This window comes from Pseudomonas sp. GM25 (assembly GCF_000282255.1).
In the GTDB taxonomy this organism is placed as follows: domain Bacteria; phylum Pseudomonadota; class Gammaproteobacteria; order Pseudomonadales; family Pseudomonadaceae; genus Aquipseudomonas; species Aquipseudomonas aphyarum.
Map to the genome: position 1 here is coordinate 38,763 of NZ_AKJQ01000047.1, position 24,900 is coordinate 63,662.

Here is a 24,900-nt window from a genome sequence, read left to right on the forward strand (position 1 = left end):
GTCTCGTCTAAGTAATTCAGAAACAGTCTTGATTCAGAAACGACTCGGGGCTGAATAAAACAGCCCCGGTCATTTAACGTTTTGCTTGAAGCCTCAACCTACGCGGTAGTTTGGCGCTTCCTTGGTGATCTGCACGTCGTGAACGTGGGATTCGGCCATGCCGGCACCGGTGATCCGCACGAACTCAGGCTTGGTGCGCATTTCTTCGATGTTGGCGCTGCCTGTATAACCCATCGAGGAACGCAGACCGCCCATCAACTGGTGAATGATCGCGCTCAGGGTGCCCTTGTAAGGAACACGGCCTTCGATGCCTTCCGGAACCAGTTTCTCGGCGCCTGCCGAGGAGTCCTGGAAGTAACGGTCGGAGGAACCTTGAGCCTGGGACATGGCGCCCAGCGAACCCATGCCGCGATAAGCCTTGTACGAACGGCCCTGGAACAGTTCGATCTCGCCCGGCGCTTCTTCGGTACCGGCGAACATCGAGCCCATCATCACGCAGGAAGCACCGGCCACGATGGCCTTGGACAGGTCACCGGAGAAACGGATGCCGCCGTCGGCGATCAACGGAACGCCAGTGCCTTCGAGGGCAGCGGCAACGTTGGCGATGGCACTGATTTGCGGAACGCCGACACCGGCGACGATACGGGTGGTGCAGATCGAGCCAGGGCCGATACCGACCTTGACCGCGTCGGCGCCAGCTTCGGCCAGGGCCTTGGCGGCTGCGCCGGTGGCGATGTTGCCGCCGATCACCTGCACTTCAGGGAAGTTCTCTTTGACCCAGCGAACGCGGTCGATCACGCCTTTGGAGTGACCGTGAGCGGTGTCGACCACCACCACGTCCACACCGGCATTGACCAGGGCTGCAACGCGGTCACCGGTGTCTTTACCGGTACCGACCGCAGCGCCGACGCGCAGACGACCTTGGTCGTCCTTGCTGGCCAGCGGGTAGGCCTTGGCTTTTTCGATGTCTTTGACGGTCATCATGCCTTTGAGGGCAAACTTGTCGTCGACGATCAGGACTTTTTCCAGGCGGTGCTTGTGCAGCAGCTCGCGGACTTCGTTCTTGTTGGCGCCTTCGCGAACCGTGACCAGACGCTCTTTCGGCGTCATCACTTCACGAACGGTGGCGTCCAGACGGGTTTCGAAACGCACGTCACGGGAAGTGACAATGCCGACCAGGTCGCCATCGTGCAGGACCGGAACGCCGGAAATATTGTGCATGCGGGTCAGTTCGAACAGATCACGAACCGTGGCGTCAGCCTCGATGGTGATTGGGTCCTTGACCACACCGGCTTCGAACTTCTTGACCTTGCGAACTTCGGCAGCTTGCTGCTCGATGGTCATGTTCTTGTGGATAATGCCGATGCCACCTTCCTGAGCCATGGCAATTGCCAGACGGGCTTCGGTGACGGTGTCCATGGCGGCAGAAACCAGAGGAATGTTCAGCTCGATGCCACGGGTAAGGCGGGTCTTCAGACTGACTTCGTTAGGAAGCACCTCGGAATAACCAGGCACTAAAAGAATGTCGTCGAAGGTCAGAGCTTCTTGGCTGATACGCAGCATCGCGGGGGCTCCCGAGCGGGAAAATGGAAGCGCGCCATTATACTCAGACACCCTACCGGGCTCAATGTAAAACTTGTCTTATATCAATGTTGCTGATGTACGGGAAAAACGCCCCTTACAACTCGACCTTGACCCAGCTCACCGGCTGATCCAGCCAGTCGGCGAATTCGTCGATGAAACTCTGTTTGAAGCCCGCCTCCAGCCAGTTGTTGAAGATGAAACCGAGGTTGGAAAAACCGCATTCCTGCAAATACAGAAAACCGTTGATGTCGTCTTCGTGTCCGCATTCAGGACAGGTGAAGTTGTCGGTGCGGCCCGGCATCCAGTCTTCCAGGCTTTCGAACAGCGCTTCGCCGATCTCCTGGCGGCACTCGGCGCACCCGGCTTCTTCGAGAAAACCTTTGGCCGGGGTGTAGATGCAGCGCTTGGTGATGACTTCCAGCCCATTGATCGGCTCACCGAACGGCAGCGCCTCGGGGTGCAACACCACGGTGCGAGCACCATCGGCGATGGCGTAGGCCATGCGATTGCCGGTACGTCCGCAGGTGCTCAGCTCTTCCTTGACGATGTTCTTGCGCACCAGCCAGCGCAGGATCGCCCGGGCCCGGGGCTCGTGCACCGGCAGGTTGGAGATTTTCGGGACGATGATGCTTTGGGAATTCATGGTGCAAGCCTGCTGCGTCAAAGGATGTTCTGCGACGAACGCGGCCGGCAGCTTAATCCCTGACAAAATCCGGTCAAGTGCTTAAATAGCGGCCGATCAGCGCAATCCCGCTCGCCAGCACCAGCCAGGTCACCAGCCGCACGAAGGCCTCGCGGGACAGGCGCATGGTCAAGCGCCGTCCGACCCACAAGCCCAGCGCCATCGCCGGCAACAGGCACAGTGCAAGCATCAACAAGGGTAGCTCGGCATACACCCCGGCGATGGCGAACAGGCTCAAACGCACCACCGTGCTGCAACTGATCAGCGCACTTTGCGTGGCCCGGGCTGCGTCTTTGGGCAATCGGCTGTTGAGGTAGATCGCATAAAGGAAGCCGCCACTGCCGAACAGCGCGCCGAACAGCCCGCCCACCGTGCCCATCGGCAAAGCCCACCCGGCAGACAACTGCGCCGGCCGCGCCTTGATCCACAAGCTGTAGATCGCATAGGCACTGATGAACAACCCCATCAACAACAGCAAAAGATCGGACTTGAGATTAAGCAGGAAAATCACCCCCAGCGTGCAGCCCACCGCCATGCACGGCAGCAGCCGCAGCAACTCCGGTTTCGCCACGTCGCGCCGCGACGGCAGAAAGTTGCCGAACGCCGCGACGAAATCCAGCAGCACCAGCAACGGCACGATCTTCGACAGCGGCATGAACAGAATCAGAATCGGCCCGGCCACCAGCGCCGTACCGAAACCGGCAATCCCGAACACGATGTAGGCCAGCGCGATGGCCAGTCCGATCACCACCCAGCCCTGCGCGCCCCACGACCATTCGCTCAACAACCCCGCCACGCTCATTCGCTCGCTTCCTTTATAAGTCTGCGATGACTTTAGCCAGCGTCGAGGGTTGCGACTAATATCTTCGAAACCGCCAAGTCATCTCGAAAAGGCATACCTCGTGCTTTCAACCCGTCAATTGCGCTACTTTGTGGAAATCGCCGAGAGCGGCAGCTTCAGTGCCGCGGCTGAACGGCTGTTCATTGCCCAGTCGGCGCTGAGCCGGCAGATCAAGGACATGGAAACCCGCCTGCAAACGCCGCTGTTCGAACGCACCGCGCGCCAGCCCCGGCTCACCGCCGCTGGCGAAGCGTTCCTGCCCCGGGCGAGAAACCTGCTCAACGAATTGAACAAGGCCAGCACCCTGGCCACGGAAATCGGCCAGGGCCAGCGCGGCACCTTGCGCCTGTGTCACTCCAGCACCGTGCCGATCAGCGGCCGACTGTTGCGCGACATAAGCGCATATCTGGAGCAACAACCCGGCGTTTCGCTGGACATCGGCACGCTCTCCTCGGAGGCGCAACTTGAAGAACTGGCCGAGGGCCGGCTCGACATCGGTTTGCTGCGTCTGCCGGTGCTGCGCCAGCGCGAAGGTGTTCAAGTTGTACCGCTGTACACCGAACGCTTGCTGCTTGCCGTGCCGGCGGATCATCGACTGGCGTCGGCGGAGGCCGTCGATCTGGCGCAATTGAAGGACGAAGCCTTCATCTCCATCCCGCACCCACAGCGCGGCGGGCTGAGTTATTTGTGCGCGGACCTGTGCATGCGGCACGGTTTCTTCCCCCGGGCTGCACGAGTGATGTCGCGCAAGACCACGCAATTGCAGTTGATCCAGGCCGGATTCGGCATCGCTCTGCTGCCGGAATCAATGCAGGACATCGCGCCCGCCGGTGTGAGATTTCTGCCGCTGACCGGCGATTGCCAGAGCACTGTCGCCCTCGCATCTCGGCAAAATCCCACACCTCTGGTGCAACACTTCCTCCAGACATTCACCGGCGAATGCCTTTAAACTGCGCCCCATGATTAAAGATCCCTTTGCAAGACTCGGCCTCGACCGCGAAGTCCTGACCGTCAGCCAGCTCAACGGCCGCGCGCGGGTGTTGCTCGAAGACGTGTTCAGCAACATCTGGGTCGAAGGCGAAATCTCCAACCTCGCCCGCCCGGCGTCCGGCCACGTGTATTTCACGCTCAAGGACAGCGGCGCGCAGGTGCGTTGCGCACTGTTTCGCCAGAACGCCGCGCGGGTGCGTCAGGCGCTGAAGGATGGTCTGGCGGTCAAAGTGCGCGGCAAGGTCTCGCTGTTCGAAGGGCGTGGCGACTATCAGCTGATCCTCGACACCGTGGAGCCGGCCGGTGACGGTGCGCTGCGTCTGGCCTTCGATGCGTTAAAGGAAAAGCTCAGCGCCGAAGGCCTGTTCAGTGCCGAGCGCAAGGTGCCGCTGCCGGCACACCCGCAGCGCATCGGCATCATCAGTTCGCCGACCGGCGCGGTGATCCGCGACATCATCAGCGTGTTCCGCCGCCGCGCGCCGCAGGTGCAACTGACGTTGATCCCGACCGCCGTTCAGGGCCGCGAAGCCACCGCACAGATCGTCCGCGCCCTGAAACTGGCGGATGCCCGCGGTTTCGACGCGCTGATCCTGGCTCGCGGCGGCGGCTCGCTGGAAGACCTCTGGTGCTTCAACGAAGAGGCAGTGGCCCGGGCGGTGGATGCCTGCGTCACGCCGATCGTCAGCGCAGTCGGCCATGAAACCGATGTGTCGATCAGCGACTTCGTGGCGGACGTGCGCGCACCGACGCCGTCCGCTGCTGCCGAACTGCTTGCCCCGGATTCCAGCCACCTGATCCGGCAAGTCGAAAGCCTGCATCGCCGACTGGTGATGCGCATGCGTGACCGCCTGATGCGCGATCGCCTGCGCCTTGAAGGCATGACCCGCCGGTTGCGCCACCCCGGCGAACGTCTGCGCCAGCAGGCACAGCGTCTGGATGATCTGGACATGCGCATGCGCCGCGCCTTCGAGCGCCAGCTCAATACCCGTCGCGAACGCCTGATTCGTCTGGAAACCCGCCTCGCCGGGCAACATCCGGGACGCCAGCTGGCCTTGTTGCGCCAGCGCCTCGACAGTCTCGCTGAACGCCTGCCACGCGCCATGAACGAAGGCCTGAAACGACGCCGTTTACAGCTGCAAAGCCAGATGCAGACCCTGCACGTGGTCAGCCCGCTGGCGACTCTCGGTCGTGGCTACAGCATTCTGCTGGATGAGCGCGGCAACGCGATCCGCAACGCCGCGCAGACCCACACCGGCCAGCGCCTCAAGGCCAGACTCGGCGAAGGCGAACTGCAAGTGCGCGTCGAGGACAATCACCTGACGCCCGTCACCCTTTCTTTACTGGACTGATCCATGCCGCGTTTTCTTGCTCCGCTGCTGTTGCTGTGCCTGACCTTCAACGCCCACGCCGAAAGTTACATCACCCGCCTGCTGAACAAACCGGTGCCGGGCGGCGTGGCTGTCGTCGATCTTGGGACCGCTGCGCAAGCGCCGAAAGCCACGTATCAGGGCAAACCGGTGCTGGTGGTCAAGGAACAGAACAACTGGCTGGCGATTGTCGGCGTTCCGTTGACCGTCAAACCCGGCGTTCAGCAGATCAGCAGTGGCGGCCGTAACCTCAACTTCAATATCGGCAACAAGAAATACCCGGAACAGCACATCACCCTGAAGAACACCCAGCAGGTCAATCCGAACCCGGCGAATCTGAAGCGCATCGAGGGCGAACTGGCCGAGCAGATCAAGGCCTACCGCAGTTTCAGCCCGAATACCCCGAGCAACCTGCTGCTGGACAAACCGGTCAACGGGCCGCTGTCGAGCAAGTTCGGCGTGCGCCGCTTCTTCAACGGTGAAGAGCGCAATCCGCACGCAGGTCTGGACTTCGCGGTGCCGGCCGGCACGCCGATCAAGATCCCGGCGGCGGGCAAGGTGATCCTGATCGGCAACTACTTCTTCAATGGCAACACGGTGTTCGTCGACCACGGCCAGGGCTTCATCAGCATGTTCTGCCATATGTCGAAGATTGATGTGCAGAACGGCCAGCAACTGGCGCGCGGTGCGGTGGTGGGCAAGGTGGGCGCTACAGGTCGGGCGACCGGGCCGCACATGCACTGGAACGTCAGCCTGAACGATGCGCGGGTCGATCCGGCGATTTTCATCGGGGCTTTCCAGCCTTGATTTGCGGGTGAGGCGACTGGCCTCATCGCGAGCAGGCTCGCTCCCACAGGGATTGCGCACGACGAACGGACTGCGCAATCTCTGCAAACATTCACTTTGATTCAGAGAATAAAATCTCGGAAAAAACCGCTTTCCGGGTATTCCTCTCAATTTTTTTCGACTGCTTGCCATCCTCTCCCCCCGCGGTTAGGGTTGAAGGCATGAAAACCTCTCACACCCTCATTCAGCTTCGCCAGCACCGCAGCCTGTGCCTCGTCAGCGCACGACTGCCGGGCTGAATCGCTGCGCCTCGTCCCACGCTTTTCCAAGAACGTTCGTTCCACCGGCAGGCCGCCTCTTTTCGGCCCAGACAATAAGGAATTTCCCGATGAGCATGCTCAAAGACCCGTCTTCGAAATACCGCGCGTTTCCTGTGATCAACCTGCCGGATCGCACCTGGCCGTCGAAAACCATCGATGCCGCGCCGATCTGGTGCAGCTCCGACCTGCGTGACGGCAACCAGTCGTTGATCGAGCCAATGGACGCGGTGAAAAAGCTGCGCTTCTGGAAGACCCTGGTGCAAGTGGGCGTGAAGGAAATCGAAGCCTCGTTCCCGGCCGCTTCGCAAACCGACTTCGACTTCGTACGCACCCTGATCGAAGACGGCCACATCCCGGACGACACCACTATTCAAGTGCTGACCCAGGGCCGTGAAGACCTGATCGAGCGCACCTTCGAATCCCTGCGCGGAGCAAAGAAAGCGATTGTTCACCTGTACAACGCCACCTCCCCTTCTTTCCGCCGCATCGTCTTCAACCAGGACAAGGACGGGATCAAGGCCATCGCCGTGAACGCCGCCAAGCTGTTCGTCAAATACGCAGCCATGCAGCCGGACACCGAGTGGACCTTCGAGTACTCGCCGGAAACCTTTAGCGCCACCGAGCTGGAATTCGCCAAGGAAGTCTGTGACGCGGTGATCGAGGTCTGGAACCCGACGCCTGAGCACAAGATCATCCTCAACCTCCCGGCCACCGTCGAATGCGCGACCCCGAACGTCTACGCCGACCAGATCGAGTGGTTCCACCGCAACATCAACCGTCGTGACAGCGTGATCATCAGCCTGCACACCCACAACGACCGTGGCACCGGCGTGGCCGCCACCGAGCTGGGCCTGATGGCCGGCGCCGACCGCGTCGAAGGCTGCCTGTTCGGCAACGGCGAGCGTACCGGCAACGTCGACCTCGTGACCGTGGCACTGAACATGTACACCCAGGGCCTCGACCCGCAACTGGACTTCTCCGACATCGACGGCGTGCGCAAAGTCGTTGAAGAGTGCAACCAGATCCAGGTTCACCCACGTCACCCTTACGTCGGCGACCTGGTGCACACCGCGTTCTCCGGCTCCCACCAGGATGCAATCCGCAAGGGCTTCGCCCAGCAGAAATCCGATGCACTGTGGGAAGTACCGTACCTGCCGATCGACCCGGCCGACATCGGCCGCAGCTACGAGGCGGTGATCCGCGTCAACAGCCAGTCGGGCAAGGGCGGCATCGCCTACTTGCTGGAACAGGAATACGGCATCAGCCTGCCACGCCGCATGCAGATCGAATTCAGCCAGGTCGTGCAGCGTGAAACCGATCGCCTGGGCCTGGAGATGACTGCGCAGCAAATCCACGCGCTGCTGCACAGCGAGTACCTGCAAGCCAACACCCCGTACGCGCTGGTCAGCCATCGCCTGCAGGAAGAAAACGGCAACAGCGCCGTCGAAGTGGAAGTGGCGAGCAAGGGTCAGGGCGAAACCAACCTGCACTGGCGCGGCAAGGGCAACGGCGCGCTGGAAGCGCTGGTGGCCGGTCTGCCGATTCCGGTGGAGATCATGGACTACAACGAACACGCCATCGGCGCGGGCACCAACGCCAAGGCGGCGGCCTACATCGAACTGCGTGTGAACGGCGAACGTGCGGTGCATGGCGTGGGTATCGATGAAAACATCACCACCGCCAGCTTCAAGGCCCTGTTCAGCGCGCTGAACCGCTCGCTGAGCCAGCCGGAAGCGAAAGCGGCGTAACTGACCGCTGCAATGCAAAAGGCCCCGGGGTTTGCACCTCGGGGCCTTTTTCGTTCCGATCGCGATTATCAGGTGAACTCGAAGGTGTCCGCGTCCAGATTCGCCGGGAACCGCTCGCGGTAGGCCGCCAGCGAAGCCGCTTCCAGAACCACCTTGAACACTCCGTCAGCCTCCCCCGCCGCCAGCAAACTCTCGCCCTGGAAATCCAACACCTGACTGTCGCCGGTATACGCGAAACCCTTGCCATCGGTGCCGACCCGGTTGACCGCCGCCACATAGCACAGGTTTTCGATCGCCCGGGCCGGCAGCAACCGGTTCCAGTGCTGCCGTCGCGCACCCGGCCAGTTGGCGGTGTACAGCAGCAGGTCAGTGTCCTGCGCATCACGACTCCACACCGGGAAGCGCAAGTCGTAACAAATCAGCGGACGCACCCGCCAGCCCTTGAGTTCGAACTGCACCTGGCGTTCGCCGGGGGTGTAGTGATTGTGCTCACCGGCCATGCGGAACAGGTGGCGTTTGTCGTAATGCAGCACTTCACCGTCCGGCCGCGCCCACAGCAAGCGATTGCGGTGGCTGCCGTCGGCGGCCTGGATGATCACGCTGCCCGTGACGACAGCATTCAGCTTCGCCGCCTGGGCTCGCAGCCATTTACTGGTCGGGCCGTTTTCGGCTTCGGCCAGGGTTTCGGACTCCATGGAGAATCCGGTGGTGAACATTTCCGGCAGGATGATCAGATCCGCACCGCGCGCCTGCTCCAGCAAGGCGTCGAAATGCTCGAGATTGGCCTGACGATCATGCCAGGCCAGGCTGGTCTGGATCAGCGCCAGATTGAGATCGGGCAACGCACTCAGATCACGCATAGTTTGGCCGCCGCTTCCCGCAGCGTCTCCTCACGTTTGGCAAAGCACAGGCGCACCAGGCGCTGGCCTTCGGGTGGATTCTTGTAGAACACCGACACCGGAATACTCGCAACGCCATGCTCACGGGTCATCCACATCGCCATTTCGACGTCGTTCAAATCAGGGCGAATCTGCGAATAATCGACCAGCTGGAAATAGGTGCCGGTGACCCGGGTGAAACTGAATCGCGACGGCGCCAGCAGATCACAGAACAGATCGCGCTTGGCCTGATAGAAGCCCGGCAGTTCTTCGACGTGTTCCGGATGCTCGGCCATGTAATCGGCCAAAGCGAACTGCAACGGCGTCACACCGCAGAAACTGACGTACTGGTGCACCTTGCGCAGCTCCGCTGTCAGGGCCGGCGGCGCCACCACGTAGCCGGTTTTCCAGCCGGTGACGTGATAGGTCTTGCCGAACGAGCTGACCACGAAGGCGCGCTGATACAGCTCTTCATGGGCCAGTACGCTGACGTGCGGCACGCCGTCGAACACCAGGTGCTCGTAGACTTCGTCGCTGATCACATAGATGTCGCGATCACGGATCAACGCCGCCAACTGATCCAGCTCGGCGCGGCTGATCAAGGCACCGCTCGGGTTATGCGGGGTGTTGAGGATAATCATCCGCGTGCGCGGGCTCAGGGCTGCGCTGAGTTTGTCGAAGTCGATGGAGAAATCTTTCAGCCCAAGTTGCACGTGCACGCAGCGCCCGCCGGCCAGCTCTACTGCTGGCTCGTAGCTGTCGTAGGCCGGGTCGAACACGATGACTTCGTCGCCGCTGTGGATAACTGCCTGGATCGCACAGAAGATTGCCTGGGTCGCGCCCGGGGTCACGGTTACTTCGGTATCGGCATCGACGTTGGCGCCATAACTGCGGGCGATTTTTGCCGCGATCTGCTGACGCAGCGCCGGCAGGCCGGTCATGGGCGAATACTGGTTATGGCCGCTGGCGATGTGTCGACCGACCGCGTCGCGCAGTGCCTGCGGGCCGTCGAAATCGGGAAAACCCTGGGAAAGGTTGATCGCTCCGGTCTGCGCCGCGAGCTGAGACATCTGCGTGAAAATAGTGATGCCGACATTCGGCAGCTTGCTGGTGATCATCGGGGTTCCCTGCTCTGCCCCGGCTCTGACGACGGCGCGGGAGAGCCCGAGGATAGCCCATCCGGCGCCCATAAAAAAAGGGCGCCAAACGGCGCCCCTTCTCTCTGTTCGCAACGACCTTACTTCTTGTCGCGGCGCTTCTTGCTGGCCTTCTTGTTGTGCGACATCAAACGACGCTTCTTGTTGACCTGGCGGTCGGTCAGCGTGTTCTTGTTGCCTTCGTACGGGTTCTCGCCGCCCTTGAACTCGATACGGATCGGCGTACCGACCAGTTTGAGCACACGGCGGTAAGTATTTTCCAGATAGCGCACGTACGACTTCGGCACTTTCTCGATCTGGTTGCCGTGGATCACGATGATCGGCGGGTTCGCACCACCCAGGTGAGCGTAACGCAGCTTGATCCGGCGGCTGTTGACCATCGGCGGCTGGTGCTCGCTGACCGCGTCTTCGAGAATCTGCGTCAGGCGGCTGGTCGGCCAGCGGGTGACCGCGGACTTGAACGAGTTCTGCACCGAGGCGTAGAGGTTGCCCACGCCAGTACCGTGCAGTGCCGAGATGAAGTGGATATCGGCGAAGTCAACGAAGAACAACCGACGCTGCAACTCGACCTTCACGAAGTCGCGCTCGCTCGGGGTCATGCCGTCCCATTTGTTGATCGCGATCACCAGCGCACGACCTGCTTCAAGGGCGAAGCCCAGCAGGTTGAGGTCGTGATCGACCACGCCTTCGCGGGCGTCCATCACGAAGATCACCACGTTGGCGTCTTTGATCGCCTGCAGGGTTTTGACCACGGAGAACTTTTCGACTTCTTCGTGGATCTTGCCGCGCTTGCGCACACCGGCGGTGTCGATCAGCGTGTACTTCTCGTCGTTACGCTCGAACGGGATGTAGATACTGTCGCGGGTGGTGCCGGGCTGGTCGTAGACGATTACCCGGTCTTCACCGAGCATGCGGTTGACCAGGGTCGACTTGCCGACGTTCGGACGGCCGATAATGGCGATCTTGATCCCGTCTTTTTCGCTCGGGCCAGGAATGCGCTTGGCTTCCTCGCCTTCGGCGACCACTTCTTCCTCTTCACCTTCGGCCGGCTCATCATCATCGCGCGGGAAATCGCTCAGGGCGGCTTCCAGCAATTGCGTGATGCCGCGACCGTGGGCACCGGCGATCGGGATCGCGTGCCCCATGCCCAGCGGGGCGAATTCGGCGCGGGCCATTTCCGGGTCGATGTTGTCGACCTTGTTGGCCACTACGTGGGAACGCTTGTTACGCTTGCGCAAGTGTTCGGCGATCATCTGGTCGGCGGCGGTGAAACCGGCCTTGGCATCTACCAGGAACAGAACGACATCCGCTTCTTCGATGGCCAGCAGCGACTGCTCGGCCATTTTTTCGTCCATACCATGCTCGTCACCGGAGATACCGCCGGTGTCGATCAGAATGTAGGAACGCCCTTGCCACTTGGCCTCACCGTACTGGCGATCACGGGTCAGACCGGACAAGTCGCCGACGATGGCGTCGCGAGTCCTGGTCAGGCGGTTGAACAAGGTGGACTTGCCGACGTTCGGTCGGCCCACCAGGGCGATTACGGGAACCATGCGGCTCTCCACTTCGTTATTTCAGAAAATACAAAAGCCGCTGCTAGGCAGCGGCTGGTGCTCGGGGCAACGCCAGAAAGCGCTGCAAGCCCCGTGAATCCGGGGCCGCCTGGGGGTTTAACCCCAAGCATAGTTGTTACTTGATGGTCAGGGCTTCCAGTTTGCCGCTGTTGCCATACACATAAATCGTGTCACCCACCACCAGCGGACGGGCACGCAGGCCGTCGCTGTCGATGCGCTCGCGGCCGACGAAACGACCGTCCACCTGACTCAGCAGGTGCAGGTAACCTTCCAGGTCACCGACTGCAACGTAGCTGGAGAACACTTCCGGCGCCGACAGTTGACGACGGGCCAGCGAGTCGTTGCTCCACAGTGCTGTGGTGGAACGCTCGTCGACGCCTTCAACCGTGCCCGACGACAGGCTTACGTAGACGTTGCCGAAACCCTGGGCAACACCGGCGTAGCTCGACGCGTCGCGCTGCCAGAGTTGACGGCCGCTTTCCAGATCCAGTGCCGCAACGCGACCCTGATAGCTGGCAACGTACAGGGTACCGCCGGACAGCAGCAGACCGCCGTCGATGTCGACCACGCGCTCCAGTTCCGAACGACCTTGTGGAATCGCGATCCGCTGTTCCCAGACCGGCACGCCGTTGGAAATGTCGAGAGCGACCACTTTACCGGTCGACAGGCCAGCCACCGCGAGGCGGTTGGTGACGATCGGTGCGCTGGTGCCGCGCAGGGTCAGTACGGCCGGAGTGCTGTCATACACCCAACGCTGGTTGCCGGTGGACGCGTCCAGACCGATCAGACGATCGTCCTGGGTCTGTACCACCACCACGTCACCGTTGTTGGCCGGTGGCGCGAGGACCTCGCTGTTGACGCGCGAGCGCCACTTCTCTTCACCGTTGATGGCGTCGAGGGCAACGACTTCACCGCGCAGGGTGCCGACCATGACCAGACCGTAACCCACGCCAACGGCGCCGGACACAGGCAGTTCAAGGTCTTTCTTCCATTTCACGTCGCCGTTGCCGCGATCCAGGCCCATCACGATACCGGTCACATCGGCTGCGTAGATGGTGTCACCGTCGATCGCCGGTACCAGCATGTTGTACGTTTCGCCCTGACCGTCACCGATCGAGCGGCTCCACTGCTTGTGCAGGACCACTTCTTCTTTGAAATCGGTCAGCTCGGCCGGTGGCAGTTCTTTTTTGCTGTTGCTGCTGCAACCCGCGGCCAGAATGGCCAGAGCCAGCAATGCTGCATGCTTCCAACGGATCACGTCACGCATCCCCTTTGGCCAGGTCGTCCAGCTTGATTTGAAGGCCACCGACCGCCGCTTCATCCGACAGTGCCGCCTTGGCTTTTTGATACGCCGCGTTCGCTTCGTCGGTACGGCCCAGCTGTACCAGCAGGTCGCCCTTGAGTTCTTCGCGAGTGGCCAGGAACGACTTGTCGGCATCGCCTTCGAGCAGTTTCAGGGCTTCATCGGCCTTGTTCTGCGCGCCCAGTACCTGCGCCAGACGCTGACGGGCGATTTCGCCCAGCGCCGGGTTGGCCGGTTTGGCAACGATGGCCTTCAGTTCGGTCGCCGCGTCGTCCAGCTTGCCGCTGTCGACCGCTACCTTGGCCACGAACAGGCTGCCGTACTGCGCGTAGGCAGAACCGCCGAATTCGCTGTTGAGCTTGCCGGCCAGATCCGCAACGCGCGCGGCGTCAGGCTTGCCGTCCGGGGTCAGCGTGGTTTCCAGCAATTGCTGATAGAGCACCGAGGCGCCTTGCGACTGGTTGCTCTGATACTTGTGAAAAGCCTGCCAGCCGAACACGATGACCAGCGCCAACAGGCCGCCGGTGACCAGAGGTTTGCCGTTGCGTGTCCACCAGTCCTTCAAATCCGCCAACTGTTCGTCTTCGGTACTCGACACCCCAATACTCCTTAATCGCTAAATCGGCTGTTTAGACAGCTTCAACCCTGCACGACGCAGGTGGCCAGGTGTGCAGCGAGCGCATCCCAGGCAATGCTTTGTTGTTCGCCCTGGCCACGCAGGGGTTTGAAACCTACCACTTGCTGGGCCATTTCGTCGTCACCGAGGATCAGTGCGTACAGCGCACCGCTCTTGTCGGCTTTCTTGAACTGGCTCTTGAAGCTGCCGGCGCCGGCATTGACTTGCAGGCGCAGGTTGGGCAGTTGGTCGCGTACACGCTCGGCCAGGGCCAGACCGGCCAGCTCTGCTTCTTCGCCGAAGGCGCAGAGATAGACGTCGACCTGCCGGGAGATTTCTTCCGGGATCTGCTCCAGGGTTTCCAGCAGCAGCACCAGACGCTCGATGCCCATTGCGAAACCGACGCCCGAGGTCGGCTTGCCGCCCATCTGCTCGACCAGACCGTCATAGCGCCCACCCGCGCAGACGGTGCCCTGGGCGCCGAGCTTGTCGGTGACCCATTCGAATACGGTTTTGCTGTAGTAATCCAGACCACGCACCAGTTTCGGGTTCAGCACGTAAGGAATGCCGACGGCATCCAGACGGGCCTTCAGGCCTTCGAAGTGGGCACGGGATTCGTCATCCAGGTAATCCGCCATTTTCGGCGCATCGACCAGCACCGCTTGCGTGTCGGCATTTTTTGTGTCGAGCACGCGCAGCGGGTTGGTTTTCAGGCGACGCTGGCTGTCTTCGTCCAGTTTGTCGTGGTGCGCCGAGAGGTACTCGACCAGCGCTTCACGATAACGGCCGCGGGACTCGCTGGTACCGAGGCTGTTGAGTTCGAGCTTGACCGCATCGCGGATGCCCAGCTCGCCCCACAGGCGCCAGGTCAGCACGATCAGCTCGGCGTCGATGTCCGGACCGTCGAGGTTGAACACCTCCAGACCGATCTGGTGGAACTGGCGATAACGGCCTTTCTGTGGACGCTCGTGACGGAACATCGGGCCGATGTACCAGAGCTTCTGCACCTGGCCACCGCCGGTGATGCCGTGTTCGAGCACCGCACGCACGCACGCGGCCGTGCCTTCCGGACGCAGGGTCAGGGAGTCGCCGTTGCGGTCTTCGAAGGTGTACATCTCTTTTTCGACGATGTCGGTCACTTCACCGATCGAGCGCTTGAACAGCTCGGTGAACTCGACGATCGGCATGCGGATCTGCTTGTAACCGTAGTTATCCAGCAGACGCGAAACGGTGCCTTCGAAATAACGCCATACCGGCGTCTGTTCCGGCAGGATGTCGTTCATGCCACGAATGGCTTGCAGAGACTTGCTCACAGAAATTCCTTAATTCGTTCGATCAGCCGCGCGCGATAACCGCTGCGTCAGCTTCGACCTTCTCGGCCGCTTTCTCGCGGATCAGCTTTTCCAGCTCGTCCACCAGATTGTCATTCGTCAGTTTCTGCGACGGCTTGCCGTCGATGTAAATCAGGTTTGGCGTGCCGCCGGTCAAGCCGATATGGGCTTCCTTGGCTTCGCCGGGGCCGTTGACCACGCAACCGATCACCGCGACATCCAGCGGCACCAGCAGGTCTTCAAGGCGCCCTTCCAGCTCGTTCATGGTCTTGACCACATCGAAGTTCTGCCGCGAGCAGCTCGGGCAGGCGATGAAGTTGATGCCACGGGAACGCAGATGCAAAGACTTGAGAATGTCGTAACCGACCTTCACTTCCTCGACCGGGTCGGCCGCCAGCGAGATGCGGATAGTATCGCCAATCCCCTCGGCGAGCAGCATACCTAGGCCCACGGCGGATTTCACTGTACCGGAGCGCAATCCACCGGCTTCGGTGATGCCCAGGTGCAGCGGCTGGACGATTTCCTTGGCCAGCAGACGGTAGGCTTCAACGGCCATGAACACGTCGGAAGCCTTCACGCTGACCTTGAAGTCCTGGAAATTCAGGCGCTCAAGGTGCTCGACGTGACGCAGGGCGGACTCGACCAGCGCAGCTGGCGTCGGCTCGCCGTATTTCTTTTGCAGGTCTTTTTCCAGCGAGCCGGCGTTGACGCCGATGCGGATCGGGATCCCGCGGTCACGGGCGGCATCGACCACCGCACGCACGCGGTCTTCGCGACCGATGTTGCCCGGGTTGATGCGCAGGCAGTCCACACCCAGTTCGGCCACGCGCAAAGCGATCTTGTAGTCGAAATGGATGTCGGCAACCAACGGCACCTTGACCAGTTGCTTGATCTTGCCGAACGCCTCGGCGGCGTCCATGTCCGGCACCGAAACGCGGACGATGTCGACGCCGGCGGCTTCCAGACGGTTGATCTGCGCGACGGTTGCAGCGACGTCATTGGTGTCGCTGTTGGTCATGCTCTGCACAGCGATAGGGGCATCGCCGCCCACGGGCACGTTACCGACCCAGATCTTGCGCGATTCGCGACGTTTGATTGGAGATTCGCCGTGCATGACTTATTGACCCAACTTCAGGCGAGCGGTCTCGCCACTGGTGAACGGAGCGACATCGACCGGCTGGCCGTTGTAGCTGACCTGCGCGCCACGGGCAACGCCCAGACGCACGGCAAACGGAGGCTTGCCGACGACAGACAGGCTGTCGCCCTTACGCTTGAGGCCGCTGTACAGCACTTTGCCGCTGCCATCGGTCACTTGAGTCCAGCAATCGGCGATGAACTGCACCTGAACCTGGCCCTGACCTGCAGCCGGAGTAACTGGCGCTGTCGGCGCGGGTGCAGCGACGGCCGGGGCAGTGACGGTCGGTGCAGGTGTGGCCGGAGCGGCTGGCGCTGGATTCGCAGGAGCAGCAACCACTGGCGCTGGCGTATGAGCCGGTGCAGCCGGAGTAGCGACTGGCGCAGCAGGTGCTGGAGCAACCGGTGCGGTCGCAGGAGCTGCGGCCTCGGTCTCGGCACCGGTCGATTCAGCCGCGGTTTCCGATTGAGGCAGCGCCAGAGCGGTCGAGCCCTCGGCTTCGCCTTCCGCGACGGCCTGGTCTTCCGGCTCGTCCAGCGGATGAATCTGGGTGGTGCCGTCGGCGCCTTCGACTTCGACGTGCTCCGGTGCCAGGCCGATCAGGTCCTTGGTACGCAGCGAGGTCTGATCCTGCCACCAGACGAAACCGCCGCCGATGACCGCGATCAACAGCAACAGGCTGACGATACGCAAAATGGTGTGGGAAACCCGTACCGGTTCTTCGATGCGACCCAGGGCGTGAACGTTGCTGCCCTGGGAATCAGTGCCGGTGGACTGGTCGAATTGCTGGACCAGAACGGTCTGATCCATGCCGAGCAATTTGGCGTAGGCGCGAATGTAGCCGCGAGCGAAGGTATGCCCGGGCAACTTGTCGAATGCGCCGGCTTCAAGATTGCTCAGGGAAGTCACGGTGAGGTTGAGCTTGAGGGCCACTTCGGCCAGCGACCAGCCATTGCTTTCGCGGGCCTGGCGCAGGGTCTCACCGGGGTTAACGCGATTCGCTGCTACAACTTCGGGATGCGCCGCTTTCATCATTGCTCCGACAGGTATTGCTGATATTCCGGCGTACCGGGATAGAGTCGTTTTAATTGCAGGCCCGCACTGGCGGCCTTGTCGCGATCTTCAAATACTTTTGCCAACCGAACGGCGAGCAACAGACTACGTGCATTTTGCTCGGAGAGCTGGCTGAAACGGTCGTAATAGTCACGCGCGGGCACATAATGCCTGTCTTCGAATGACAACTCAGCCATTTCCAGCAATGCCCGCGGCTGCTGACGGTTCAAACGCAGCGCTTTTTCCAGCTGCTGCTGCGCCAGATCACGCTGCCCGAGCTTCGCCGCCGTCATGCCGAGGTTCTCGAACACCCGCGAACGCTCAGGATACAGGGTATCGGCGGCCGCCTGTTCAAAACGCTCGTAGGCTTCCTTGTAACGCTGTTCTTCGTAGAGAAAACTGCCGTAGTTGTTGAGGATGCGCGCATCGGCGGGACGGGAGGACAAGGCTTTGCGGAAGTGTTCGTCAGCAAGCGCAGGTTCCATTTCGGCCTGGAATACCAGCCCCAGCGCGGCATTGGCGTCGGGATCCGAACCGTCCAGTTCCAGGGCCTTCTTCAGTGGAACCTTGGCCCGCTCGGTCATGCCCTGCTGCAAGTATCCCAGCCCCAGCTGCACGTAGGCAGCCCGCGCTTCGTCACGGCCCTTGCTGGTCTTCATCGGGTTGTAATCACCCGACAGGACACAACCAGCACACAGGCTGGCCAACAGCAACAGCAGCGCAAAGCGCAGGGACATAGAGATCCTCTCTTAGTTAGTGTTCGCGGCGTTCTGTGCCAGATCGCTGTCGGCGCTCAACTCACGCACGGCGATGTAACGTTCGCTGCGACGGGTGCGATCCAGCACCTGCCCTACCAATTGACCACAAGCCGCGTCGATGTCTTCACCACGGGTGGTGCGCACAGTGACGTTGAAACCGGCCTGGTGAAGCTGATCCTGGAACCGGCGGATGGCGTTGTTGCTCGGCCGCTCGTACCCGGAATGCGGGAACGGGTTGAACGGGATCAGGTTGATCTTGCACGGAATGTTCTTCAGCAACTCGATCATTTCCACGGCGTGCTCAAGCTTGTCGTTGACGTCCTTGAGCAAGGTGTACTCGATGGTCAGCACGCGCTTCTCGCCCAGTTCGGACATGTAGCGCTGGCACGACTCGAGCAGCATCTTAAGCGGATATTTCTTGTTGATCGGCACCAATTGGTTACGCAATGCGTCATTCGGTGCGTGCAGGGACAACGCCAGGGATACGTCGATGTGCTTGGCCAGCTCATCGATCATCGGCACCACACCCGACGTGGACAGGGTCACGCGGCGCTTGGAGATCCCGTAGCCCAGGTCATCCATCATCAGATGCATGGCGGCCACGACGTTGTCGAAGTTCAGCAGCGGTTCGCCCATGCCCATCATCACCACGTTGGTGATGGCGCGGTCGATGGTAGCCGGAACACTGCCGAAGGATTTGTTGGCAATCCACACCTGGCCGATGACTTCAGCGGCGGTGAGGTTGCTATTGAAGCCTTGCTTGCCGGTGGAGCAGAAACTGCAGTCCAGGGCACAGCCTGCCTGGGACGAAACGCACAGAGTGCCGCGTTTGCCCTGGGGAATGTAAACGGTCTCGACGCAGCTGCCGGACGCCACGCGCACCACCCACTTGCGGGTGCCGTCGCTGGAGATGTCCTCGCTGACCACTTCGGGACCACGGACCTCAGCAACAGCCTTGAGCTTTTCGCGCAAGGCCTTGCTGACGTTCGTCATGGCGTCGAAATCATCGACGCCAAAGTGGTGAATCCATTTCATTACCTGACCGGCACGGAAACGCTTCTCCCCGATTGAGTCGAAGAATTTTTCCATTTCCGGCTGGGTCAGACCCAGCAGGTTGGTTTTAACAGTCGATGTAGTCATGGATTCACCTTCACTCTTAAGCCAATGCTTAGCGAGTGGTTACTTCAGTAGCTGCGAAGAAGTACGAGATTTCACGAGCAGCAGCGGCTTCGGAGTCCGAACCGTGTACAGCGTTGGCGTCGATGGAATCAGCGAAGTCAGCACGGATGGTGCCGGCAGCAGCTTCTTTAGGGTTGGTAGCGCCCATCAGCTCACGGTTCAGAGCGATAGCGTTTTCGCCTTCCAGAACCTGAACAACAACAGGACCGGAGATCATGAAGGCAACCAGGTCGCCGAAGAAGCCACGAGCGCTGTGCTCAGCGTAGAAGCCTTCGGCTTCGGCTTTGGACAGTTGCTTCAGTTTCGAAGCTACAACGCGCAGGCCGGCTTTTTCGAAACGAGTGGTGATCTCGCCGATCACGTTTTTAGCAACGGCGTCAGGCTTGATGATGGAGAAAGTACGTTGAACAGCCATGGTGTAACTCCAGAAACGGTAATTTGCGAAAAATTAAACCCGCGAATTATACGCGGGTTCTTGGGTATTGCCTAACCTGCGAGGACGATCAGTCTACTTCTTCGATCCAGAGAGCCTGAACCGCTTCCAACACCTTCTCGCCAACACGGCCAGAGGTGTTATCAAAGTCGGGAAGTTCCATGATCCATCGCTGCAAGTCGACGAAATTGACAGAAAGCGGATCGACTTCCGGCTTGGCTTCCGCCAGCTCTTCTGCAATACGTTGAACATCATTCCAACCGTAGCTCATGACAGTCTTACCAGTCAGTGCGGCGCTTCGGCCGCATGGTTAAGCGAATATTTCGGAATTTCGACGGTGATGTCTTCTTCACCGACGATCGCCTGACAAGCCAGGCGCGACTGGGCTTCCAGACCCCAGGCACGATCAAGGAAATCTTCCTCCAACTCGTCCGCTTCTTCCAGCGAGTCAAAACCCTCGCGGATGATGCAGTGACAAGTGGTGCAGGCGCAGACGCCGCCGCAGGCGCTTTCCATCTCGATGTGGTGTTCGTGAGCCAGTTCGAGGATCGACGTGCCAGGCGCAGCGTCAACGACCATGCCTTCAGGGCAGAACTTCTCGTGGGGCAGAAAAATGACCTGCGGCATCAGATATCCTCGATTTCATTCAGATTGCGCCCGGACAGAGCGGCTTTCACCGTCTGATCCATACGACGGGCTGCAAAAGCATCGGTCACTTGCGACAGACGCTTGGTCTGCTGCTCGATGGCATAACCATCAGTGCCTTTCATCAGTTCGGTCAGTTCCTGCACCTGCAGATCAATGACCATGCGCTCCTCGGCGTCGAGCAAGCGCTCGCCATCAGCCTCCAGAGCGCCCTGCACCGCTTCGATCAGGCGCTGGGCATCGACTTGCTGCTCGCGAAGAACGCGGGCGACCTTGTCGTCATTGGCGTGCTGGAACGAATCTTTCAGCATCTTGGCGATTTCGCCGTCGGTCAGGCCATAGGACGGCTTGACCTGAATGCTTGCCTCGACGCCCGAACCCAGTTCACGGGCAGAAACGCTGAGCAGACCGTCGGCATCGACCTGGAAGGTCACGCGAATTTTCGCCGCACCGGCCACCATCGCCGGGATGCCGCGCAATTCGAAGCGAGCCAGAGAGCGGCAATCGCTGATCAGCTCACGCTCGCCCTGCAACACGTGGATCGCCATGGCCGACTGGCCGTCTTTATAAGTGGTGAAGTCCTGGGCGCGAGCGACGGGGATGGTGGTGTTACGCGGAATCACCTTCTCCATCAGGCCGCCCATGGTTTCCAGCCCCAGTGACAGCGGGATCACGTCGAGCAGCAGCAGTTCGCCGCCATCGCGCTTGTTGCCGGCCAGCGTATCGGCCTGGATCGCGGCACCGATGGCCACCACTTGATCCGGGTCGATTTCGGTCAGCGGCTGACGACCGAAGGCTTCGGCGACGGCTTCGCGAACACGCGGAACGCGGGTCGAACCACCGACCATGACCACGGCGTGCACGTCTTCCAGCTCGACGCCGGAATCGCGAACGGCGCGGCGGCAGGCTTTCAGGCTGCGGGCGACCATTGGCTCGATCAGCGCATCGAAGGCTTCGCGAGTCAGCTGTGCTTTCCAGTCACCGTAGGCAACTTCAACACTGTCGGCATCTGTAAGGGCTTCTTTGGCTGCGCAGGCAGCTTGTAGCAGGCTGCGCTGTGCGCCCGGATCGAGGTCGGCGGACAAACCGGCGCTCTCGATGATCCAGCCGGCAATCGCGTGATCGAAGTCATCGCCGCCCAGCGCGCTGTCGCCGCCGGTTGCCAGAACTTCGAAGACGCCGCCAGTGAGGCGCAGAATCGAAATATCGAAGGTGCCGCCGCCCAGGTCGTAAATCGCGACCAGGCCTTCGGCATGTTGATCCAGACCGTATGCCACTGCCGCTGCCGTCGGCTCGTTGAGCAGACGCAACACGTTCAGACCGGCGAGTTTCGCCGCATCTTTGGTAGCCTGGCGCTGAGCATCGTCGAAATACGCCGGAACGGTGATCACCGCACCCACCAGCTCACCGCCAAGGGTGGCTTCAGCGCGCTGACGCAATACTTTCAGGATATCGGCGGAGACTTCGACCGGGCTTTTCGGGCCCTGCACGGTGTCGATGAACGGCATGTGCGATTCGCCGCCGACAAAGCGGTACGGCAGTTGATCGCCCAATTGCTTGACGTCGGACAGACCACGACCCATCAGGCGCTTGACCGACAGCACGGTGTTCAGGGGATCGGAGGACGCAGCCAGTTTGGCTGACTCGCCGACTTCGACGCGATCGGCGTGATAACGCACGGCGGAAGGCAGGATGACCCGCCCTTCGGCGTCGGCCAGCGGCTCGGAAAGACCACTGCGCAACGCAGCGACCAGCGAATTGGTAGTGCCCAAGTCGATCCCCACAGCCAGACGACGCTGGTGCGGTTGAGGACTTTGGCCGGGTTCGGCGATCTGCAGTAGGGCCATCGTGATCAGGACTTATCTGTATATCAGGCGTGCGACCGGAGCGGCACTGGGTTAATCGTCGAGGCGCTCTTCTAACTGGCGCACTTCGTAGGTGAGCTTGTCGAGGAACTGCATGCGCCGCATCAGGCGTTCGGCCTGCTCGCGTTGCGCTGCATCATCCCAACAGGCTGCGAAGCTTTCGTTGAGCTCTTCCTGGGCGGTTTTCAGGCGACGCTTGAACGCCGCGACACCGTCCAGATCGGCACTGTCCTGCAGATCTTCGAGCTCTTCGCGCCATTGCATCTGCTGCAGAAGAAACTCGGGATCGTGGACGGTGACTTCCATCGGCACTTCATGCCCGCTGATGGTCAGCAGGTAGCGTGCACGCTGGGCCGGACTCTTGAGCGTCTGGTAGGCATCGTTGAGCCGTGCAGACTGCTCGAGCGCCGACCGCTGCTCGCGCTCGGAAGCATCGGCAAAGCGGTCAGGATGAACACCGCGCGCCAGCTCGCGATAGCGCGTGGCCAACTGCTCGAGATCCAGACGAAAGCCCGGTTGCAGCTCGAATAAAGCGAAATGACAAGGAATACCCACGACAAGCCTCAGATGTTGAAGCTTTCGCCGCAGCCACATTCACCGCGTACGTTGGGGTTGTTGAACTTGAAGCCTTCGTTCAACCCTTCCTTGACGAAATCGAGCTCGGTGCCGTCGAGGTAGGCCAGGCTTTTCGGGTCGATGATCACTTTCTCGCCGTGACTCTCGAACACCTGATCTTCTGCAACCACCTCGTCGACAAACTCCAGCACGTAGGCAAGGCCGGAACAGCCCGTGGTGCGAACACCCAGACGAATCCCTTCACCCTTGCCGCGCCCGTCGAGGGAGCGTCGCACGTGTCGAGCAGCCGCTTCTGTCATGCTGATAGCCATCGTTGACTCCTTACTCGTCGCCCAATGCTTAGATCAAGCCTTTCTTCTGCTTGTAATCGCGAACGGCGGCCTTGATGGCGTCTTCAGCGAGAACCGAGCAGTGGATTTTCACTGGCGGCAGGGCCAGTTCTTCGGCCAGCTGAGTGTTCTTGATGGTTTCAGCTTCGTCCAGGGTCTTGCCCTTCATCCACTCGGTAGCGAGGGAGCTGGAGGCGATAGCCGAACCGCAGCCGTAGGTCTTGAACTTGGCGTCTTCGATAACGCCCTGATCGTTGACCTTGATTTGCAGACGCATCACGTCGCCGCACGCCGGAGCGCCGACCATGCCGGTGCCGACATCAGGATCTTCCGCGTTCATCTTGCCGACGTTGCGCGGGTTTTCGTAGTGGTCGATGACCTTTTCGCTGTAAGCCATGATTCTCAATCCTCACTCATCAGGGCCGCTCTTGAGACCCTGCAACTGCGCTGCGTAAACCGCCGCGTCGCTACAGGATCTGTATCCGGCGGCTTCTATATTTAGTGTGCCGCCCACTCGATCTTCGAGATATCGACGCCGTCTTTGTACATGTCCCACAGCGGCGACAGAGCGCGCAGCTTGGTAACGGCCTCGCAGACTTTCTGCGCGGCGTAGTCGATTTCTTCTTCGGTGGTGAAACGGCCGAAGGTGAAACGGATCGAGCTGTGTGCCAGTTCGTCGTTGCGGCCCAAGGCGCGCAGTACGTACGAAGGCTCAAGCGACGCCGAGGTGCAGGCCGAACCGGACGAAACCGCCAGATCCTTGAGCGCCATGATCAGCGACTCGCCTTCAACGTAGTTGAAGCTCAGGTTCAGGTTGTGCGGAACGCGGGCGGTCAGGCTGCCGTTGACGTACAGCTCTTCCAGGTGCTCGACCTGCTTGTAGAAACGGTCGCTCAACGCCTTGATGCGGACGTTTTCGGCAGCCATGTCTTCCTTGGCCACACGGAACGCTTCGCCCATGCCGACGATCTGGTGAGTCGCCAGGGTGCCGGAACGCATGCCGCGCTCGTGACCGCCGCCGTGCATGGTCGCTTCGATGCGCACACGCGGCTTGCGGCTGACGTACAGCGCGCCGATACCTTTAGGGCCGTAGGTCTTGTGGGCGGAGAACGACATCATGTCGACTTTCAGTTTCTGCAGGTCGATTTCGACCTTGCCGGTGGACTGAGCGGCGTCGACGTGGAACAGAATGCCCTTCGAACGAAGCAGCTCGCCGATGGCGGCGATGTCGTTGACGGTACCGATTTCGTTGTTCACGTGCATTACCGACACCAGGATGGTGTCTTCGCGCAGCGCGGCTTCGATCATGGCCGGGGTGATCAGGCCATCTTCGGTCGGATCGAGGTAGGTGACTTCGAAACCTTCACGCTCCAGCTGGCGCATGGTGTCGAGGACAGCCTTGTGTTCGATCTTGGAGGTGATCAGGTGCTTGCCCTTGGAGGCGTAGAAATGTGCCGCACCCTTGATTGCCAGGTTGTCGGACTCGGTGGCACCGGAGGTCCAGACGATTTCACGCGGGTCGGCGTTGACCAGATCGGCCACCTGACGACGGGCGTTTTCGACGGACTCTTCGGCTTTCCAGCCGAACACGTGGGAACGGGACGCCGGGTTACCGAAGTTTCCGTCGACCAGCAGGCATTCACTCATTTTTTGCGCAACGCGCGGATCGACCGGGGTGGTCGCAGAGTAATCAAGGTAAATCGGCAATTTCATGGACTATCTCCTAAATCAGGCTGGCTGGCGTGCCGCT

The 24,900-nt window shown here is 60.8% G+C and carries 25 protein-coding genes; 4 read left to right on the plus strand and 21 right to left on the minus strand.

Going from position 1 to position 24,900, the window contains the following annotated elements; translation table 11 throughout:
- Positions 1-93 precede the first annotated feature (93 nt).
- The 3 genes from guaB to PMI24_RS18870 form a co-directional block, all read right to left on the minus strand.
- Positions 94-1,563, minus strand: coding sequence for an IMP dehydrogenase (gene guaB / locus PMI24_RS18860; protein WP_007956664.1), 1,470 nt, complete (start codon positions 1,561-1,563; stop codon positions 94-96).
- Between the two features lie 115 nt (positions 1,564-1,678).
- The gene (locus PMI24_RS18865; protein WP_007956665.1) at positions 1,679-2,227 is read right to left on the minus strand and encodes a hypothetical protein; all 549 of its coding nucleotides are present in this window, start codon (positions 2,225-2,227) and stop codon (positions 1,679-1,681) included.
- Positions 2,228-2,300: 73 nt separating this feature from the next.
- A complete protein-coding gene (locus PMI24_RS18870) occupies positions 2,301-3,068 on the minus strand; it encodes a sulfite exporter TauE/SafE family protein (RefSeq protein ID WP_007956666.1) in 768 nt (255 codons plus the stop codon).
- 100 nt (positions 3,069-3,168) lie between these two features.
- Here PMI24_RS18870 and PMI24_RS18875 point away from each other — a divergent pair, with 100 nt between their 5' ends.
- From PMI24_RS18875 to leuA, 4 genes are all read left to right on the plus strand, one after another.
- A complete protein-coding gene (locus PMI24_RS18875) occupies positions 3,169-4,056 on the plus strand; it encodes a LysR family transcriptional regulator (protein WP_007956667.1) in 888 nt (295 codons plus the stop codon).
- A 10-nt stretch (positions 4,057-4,066) separates the two neighbouring features.
- Positions 4,067-5,446: an exodeoxyribonuclease VII large subunit gene (gene xseA / locus PMI24_RS18880; RefSeq protein ID WP_007956669.1), complete on the plus strand. Its 1,380-nt coding sequence runs from the start codon at positions 4,067-4,069 to the stop codon at positions 5,444-5,446.
- A 3-nt stretch (positions 5,447-5,449) separates the two neighbouring features.
- On the plus strand, positions 5,450-6,271 hold the full coding sequence (locus tag PMI24_RS18885; RefSeq protein ID WP_007956671.1) for a peptidoglycan DD-metalloendopeptidase family protein: 822 nt from the start codon (positions 5,450-5,452) through the stop codon (positions 6,269-6,271).
- A gap of 367 nt (positions 6,272-6,638) precedes the next feature.
- A complete protein-coding gene (gene leuA / locus PMI24_RS18890; RefSeq protein WP_007956672.1) occupies positions 6,639-8,318 on the plus strand; it encodes a 2-isopropylmalate synthase in 1,680 nt (559 codons plus the stop codon).
- A gap of 68 nt (positions 8,319-8,386) precedes the next feature.
- Here leuA and PMI24_RS18895 read toward each other — a convergent pair whose 3' ends face one another.
- The 18 genes from PMI24_RS18895 to PMI24_RS18980 form a co-directional block, all read right to left on the minus strand.
- The gene (locus PMI24_RS18895; protein ID WP_007956673.1) at positions 8,387-9,178 is read right to left on the minus strand and encodes an amidohydrolase; all 792 of its coding nucleotides are present in this window, start codon (positions 9,176-9,178) and stop codon (positions 8,387-8,389) included.
- Complete coding sequence (locus PMI24_RS18900) at positions 9,166-10,314, minus strand: pyridoxal phosphate-dependent aminotransferase (protein ID WP_007956674.1); 1,149 nt, start codon at positions 10,312-10,314, stop codon at positions 9,166-9,168. Before PMI24_RS18900 ends, PMI24_RS18895 begins: the two co-directional genes overlap by 13 nt.
- Positions 10,315-10,433: 119 nt before the next feature.
- Positions 10,434-11,906, minus strand: a complete 1,473-nt coding sequence (gene der / locus PMI24_RS18905; RefSeq protein WP_007956675.1) for a ribosome biogenesis GTPase Der — start codon at positions 11,904-11,906, stop codon at positions 10,434-10,436.
- A 136-nt stretch (positions 11,907-12,042) separates the two neighbouring features.
- Positions 12,043-13,194 (minus strand): outer membrane protein assembly factor BamB, encoded by a 1,152-nt coding sequence (gene bamB, locus PMI24_RS18910; RefSeq protein WP_039765728.1) that lies wholly within the window; start codon positions 13,192-13,194, stop codon positions 12,043-12,045.
- Positions 13,187-13,828 (minus strand): tetratricopeptide repeat protein, encoded by a 642-nt coding sequence (locus PMI24_RS18915; protein WP_007956678.1) that lies wholly within the window; start codon positions 13,826-13,828, stop codon positions 13,187-13,189. Before PMI24_RS18915 ends, bamB begins: the two co-directional genes overlap by 8 nt.
- 41 nt (positions 13,829-13,869) lie before the next feature.
- On the minus strand, positions 13,870-15,159 hold the full coding sequence (hisS, locus tag PMI24_RS18920) for a histidine--tRNA ligase (protein WP_007956679.1): 1,290 nt from the start codon (positions 15,157-15,159) through the stop codon (positions 13,870-13,872).
- A 22-nt stretch (positions 15,160-15,181) separates the two neighbouring features.
- Positions 15,182-16,291, minus strand: a complete 1,110-nt coding sequence (ispG, locus tag PMI24_RS18925) for a flavodoxin-dependent (E)-4-hydroxy-3-methylbut-2-enyl-diphosphate synthase (RefSeq protein ID WP_007956680.1) — start codon at positions 16,289-16,291, stop codon at positions 15,182-15,184.
- A 3-nt stretch (positions 16,292-16,294) separates the two neighbouring features.
- On the minus strand, positions 16,295-17,344 hold the full coding sequence (locus PMI24_RS18930) for a RodZ domain-containing protein (RefSeq protein ID WP_007956681.1): 1,050 nt from the start codon (positions 17,342-17,344) through the stop codon (positions 16,295-16,297).
- Positions 17,344-18,102 carry a type IV pilus biogenesis/stability protein PilW gene (gene pilW, locus PMI24_RS18935; protein WP_007956682.1) on the minus strand — a complete coding sequence of 253 codons (759 nt, stop codon included), beginning with the start codon at positions 18,100-18,102 and terminating at the stop codon, positions 17,344-17,346. The genes PMI24_RS18930 and pilW overlap by 1 nt, the downstream gene beginning before the upstream one ends.
- A 12-nt stretch (positions 18,103-18,114) precedes the next feature.
- Positions 18,115-19,263, minus strand: a complete 1,149-nt coding sequence (gene rlmN, locus PMI24_RS18940) for a 23S rRNA (adenine(2503)-C(2))-methyltransferase RlmN (protein WP_007956683.1) — start codon at positions 19,261-19,263, stop codon at positions 18,115-18,117.
- A 28-nt stretch (positions 19,264-19,291) separates the two neighbouring features.
- On the minus strand, positions 19,292-19,717 hold the full coding sequence (gene ndk, locus PMI24_RS18945) for a nucleoside-diphosphate kinase (protein ID WP_007916882.1): 426 nt from the start codon (positions 19,715-19,717) through the stop codon (positions 19,292-19,294).
- A gap of 88 nt (positions 19,718-19,805) precedes the next feature.
- Positions 19,806-20,006, minus strand: coding sequence for a Fe-S cluster assembly protein IscX (gene iscX / locus PMI24_RS18950; RefSeq protein WP_007956684.1), 201 nt, complete (start codon positions 20,004-20,006; stop codon positions 19,806-19,808).
- 14 nt (positions 20,007-20,020) lie between these two features.
- Positions 20,021-20,362: an ISC system 2Fe-2S type ferredoxin gene (gene fdx, locus PMI24_RS18955; protein ID WP_007956685.1), complete on the minus strand. Its 342-nt coding sequence runs from the start codon at positions 20,360-20,362 to the stop codon at positions 20,021-20,023.
- Entirely contained in the window at positions 20,362-22,227 is a 1,866-nt protein-coding gene (gene hscA, locus PMI24_RS18960) for a Fe-S protein assembly chaperone HscA (protein WP_007956686.1), read from the minus strand. Before hscA ends, fdx begins: the two co-directional genes overlap by 1 nt.
- 51 nt (positions 22,228-22,278) lie before the next feature.
- The gene (gene hscB / locus PMI24_RS18965) at positions 22,279-22,800 is read right to left on the minus strand and encodes a co-chaperone HscB (RefSeq protein ID WP_007956687.1); all 522 of its coding nucleotides are present in this window, start codon (positions 22,798-22,800) and stop codon (positions 22,279-22,281) included.
- Between the two features lie 8 nt (positions 22,801-22,808).
- Positions 22,809-23,132 carry an iron-sulfur cluster assembly protein IscA gene (gene iscA, locus PMI24_RS18970; protein ID WP_003227904.1) on the minus strand — a complete coding sequence of 108 codons (324 nt, stop codon included), beginning with the start codon at positions 23,130-23,132 and terminating at the stop codon, positions 22,809-22,811.
- Positions 23,133-23,160: 28 nt separating this feature from the next.
- Positions 23,161-23,547, minus strand: coding sequence for a Fe-S cluster assembly scaffold IscU (iscU, locus tag PMI24_RS18975; RefSeq protein ID WP_003227907.1), 387 nt, complete (start codon positions 23,545-23,547; stop codon positions 23,161-23,163).
- 101 nt (positions 23,548-23,648) lie between these two features.
- Entirely contained in the window at positions 23,649-24,863 is a 1,215-nt protein-coding gene (locus tag PMI24_RS18980) for an IscS subfamily cysteine desulfurase (RefSeq protein ID WP_007956689.1), read from the minus strand.
- Positions 24,864-24,900 lie beyond the last annotated feature (37 nt).

What these genes read in the sequence shown, in the direction of transcription:
- guaB (WP_007956664.1), bottom strand. Translation starts at nt 1,563, where the DNA reads ATGCTGCGTATCAGCCAAGAAGCTCTGACCTTCGACGACATTCTTTTA.
- PMI24_RS18865 (WP_007956665.1), bottom strand. Translation starts at nt 2,227, where the DNA reads ATGAATTCCCAAAGCATCATCGTCCCGAAAATCTCCAACCTGCCGGTG.
- PMI24_RS18870 (WP_007956666.1), bottom strand. Translation starts at nt 3,068, where the DNA reads ATGAGCGTGGCGGGGTTGTTGAGCGAATGGTCGTGGGGCGCGCAGGGC.
- xseA (WP_007956669.1), top strand. Translation starts at nt 4,067, where the DNA reads ATGATTAAAGATCCCTTTGCAAGACTCGGCCTCGACCGCGAAGTCCTG.
- PMI24_RS18885 (WP_007956671.1), top strand. Translation starts at nt 5,450, where the DNA reads ATGCCGCGTTTTCTTGCTCCGCTGCTGTTGCTGTGCCTGACCTTCAAC.
- leuA (WP_007956672.1), top strand. Translation starts at nt 6,639, where the DNA reads ATGAGCATGCTCAAAGACCCGTCTTCGAAATACCGCGCGTTTCCTGTG.
- PMI24_RS18895 (WP_007956673.1), bottom strand. Translation starts at nt 9,178, where the DNA reads ATGCGTGATCTGAGTGCGTTGCCCGATCTCAATCTGGCGCTGATCCAG.
- PMI24_RS18900 (WP_007956674.1), bottom strand. Translation starts at nt 10,314, where the DNA reads ATGATCACCAGCAAGCTGCCGAATGTCGGCATCACTATTTTCACGCAG.
- der (WP_007956675.1), bottom strand. Translation starts at nt 11,906, where the DNA reads ATGGTTCCCGTAATCGCCCTGGTGGGCCGACCGAACGTCGGCAAGTCC.
- bamB (WP_039765728.1), bottom strand. Translation starts at nt 13,194, where the DNA reads ATGCGTGACGTGATCCGTTGGAAGCATGCAGCATTGCTGGCTCTGGCC.
- ispG (WP_007956680.1), bottom strand. Translation starts at nt 16,291, where the DNA reads ATGCACGGCGAATCTCCAATCAAACGTCGCGAATCGCGCAAGATCTGG.
- PMI24_RS18930 (WP_007956681.1), bottom strand. Translation starts at nt 17,344, where the DNA reads ATGAAAGCGGCGCATCCCGAAGTTGTAGCAGCGAATCGCGTTAACCCC.
- pilW (WP_007956682.1), bottom strand. Translation starts at nt 18,102, where the DNA reads ATGTCCCTGCGCTTTGCGCTGCTGTTGCTGTTGGCCAGCCTGTGTGCT.
- rlmN (WP_007956683.1), bottom strand. Translation starts at nt 19,263, where the DNA reads ATGACTACATCGACTGTTAAAACCAACCTGCTGGGTCTGACCCAGCCG.
- ndk (WP_007916882.1), bottom strand. Translation starts at nt 19,717, where the DNA reads ATGGCTGTTCAACGTACTTTCTCCATCATCAAGCCTGACGCCGTTGCT.
- iscX (WP_007956684.1), bottom strand. Translation starts at nt 20,006, where the DNA reads ATGAGCTACGGTTGGAATGATGTTCAACGTATTGCAGAAGAGCTGGCG.
- fdx (WP_007956685.1), bottom strand. Translation starts at nt 20,362, where the DNA reads ATGCCGCAGGTCATTTTTCTGCCCCACGAGAAGTTCTGCCCTGAAGGC.
- hscA (WP_007956686.1), bottom strand. Translation starts at nt 22,227, where the DNA reads ATGGCCCTACTGCAGATCGCCGAACCCGGCCAAAGTCCTCAACCGCAC.
- iscA (WP_003227904.1), bottom strand. Translation starts at nt 23,132, where the DNA reads ATGGCTATCAGCATGACAGAAGCGGCTGCTCGACACGTGCGACGCTCC.
- iscU (WP_003227907.1), bottom strand. Translation starts at nt 23,547, where the DNA reads ATGGCTTACAGCGAAAAGGTCATCGACCACTACGAAAACCCGCGCAAC.
- PMI24_RS18980 (WP_007956689.1), bottom strand. Translation starts at nt 24,863, where the DNA reads ATGAAATTGCCGATTTACCTTGATTACTCTGCGACCACCCCGGTCGAT.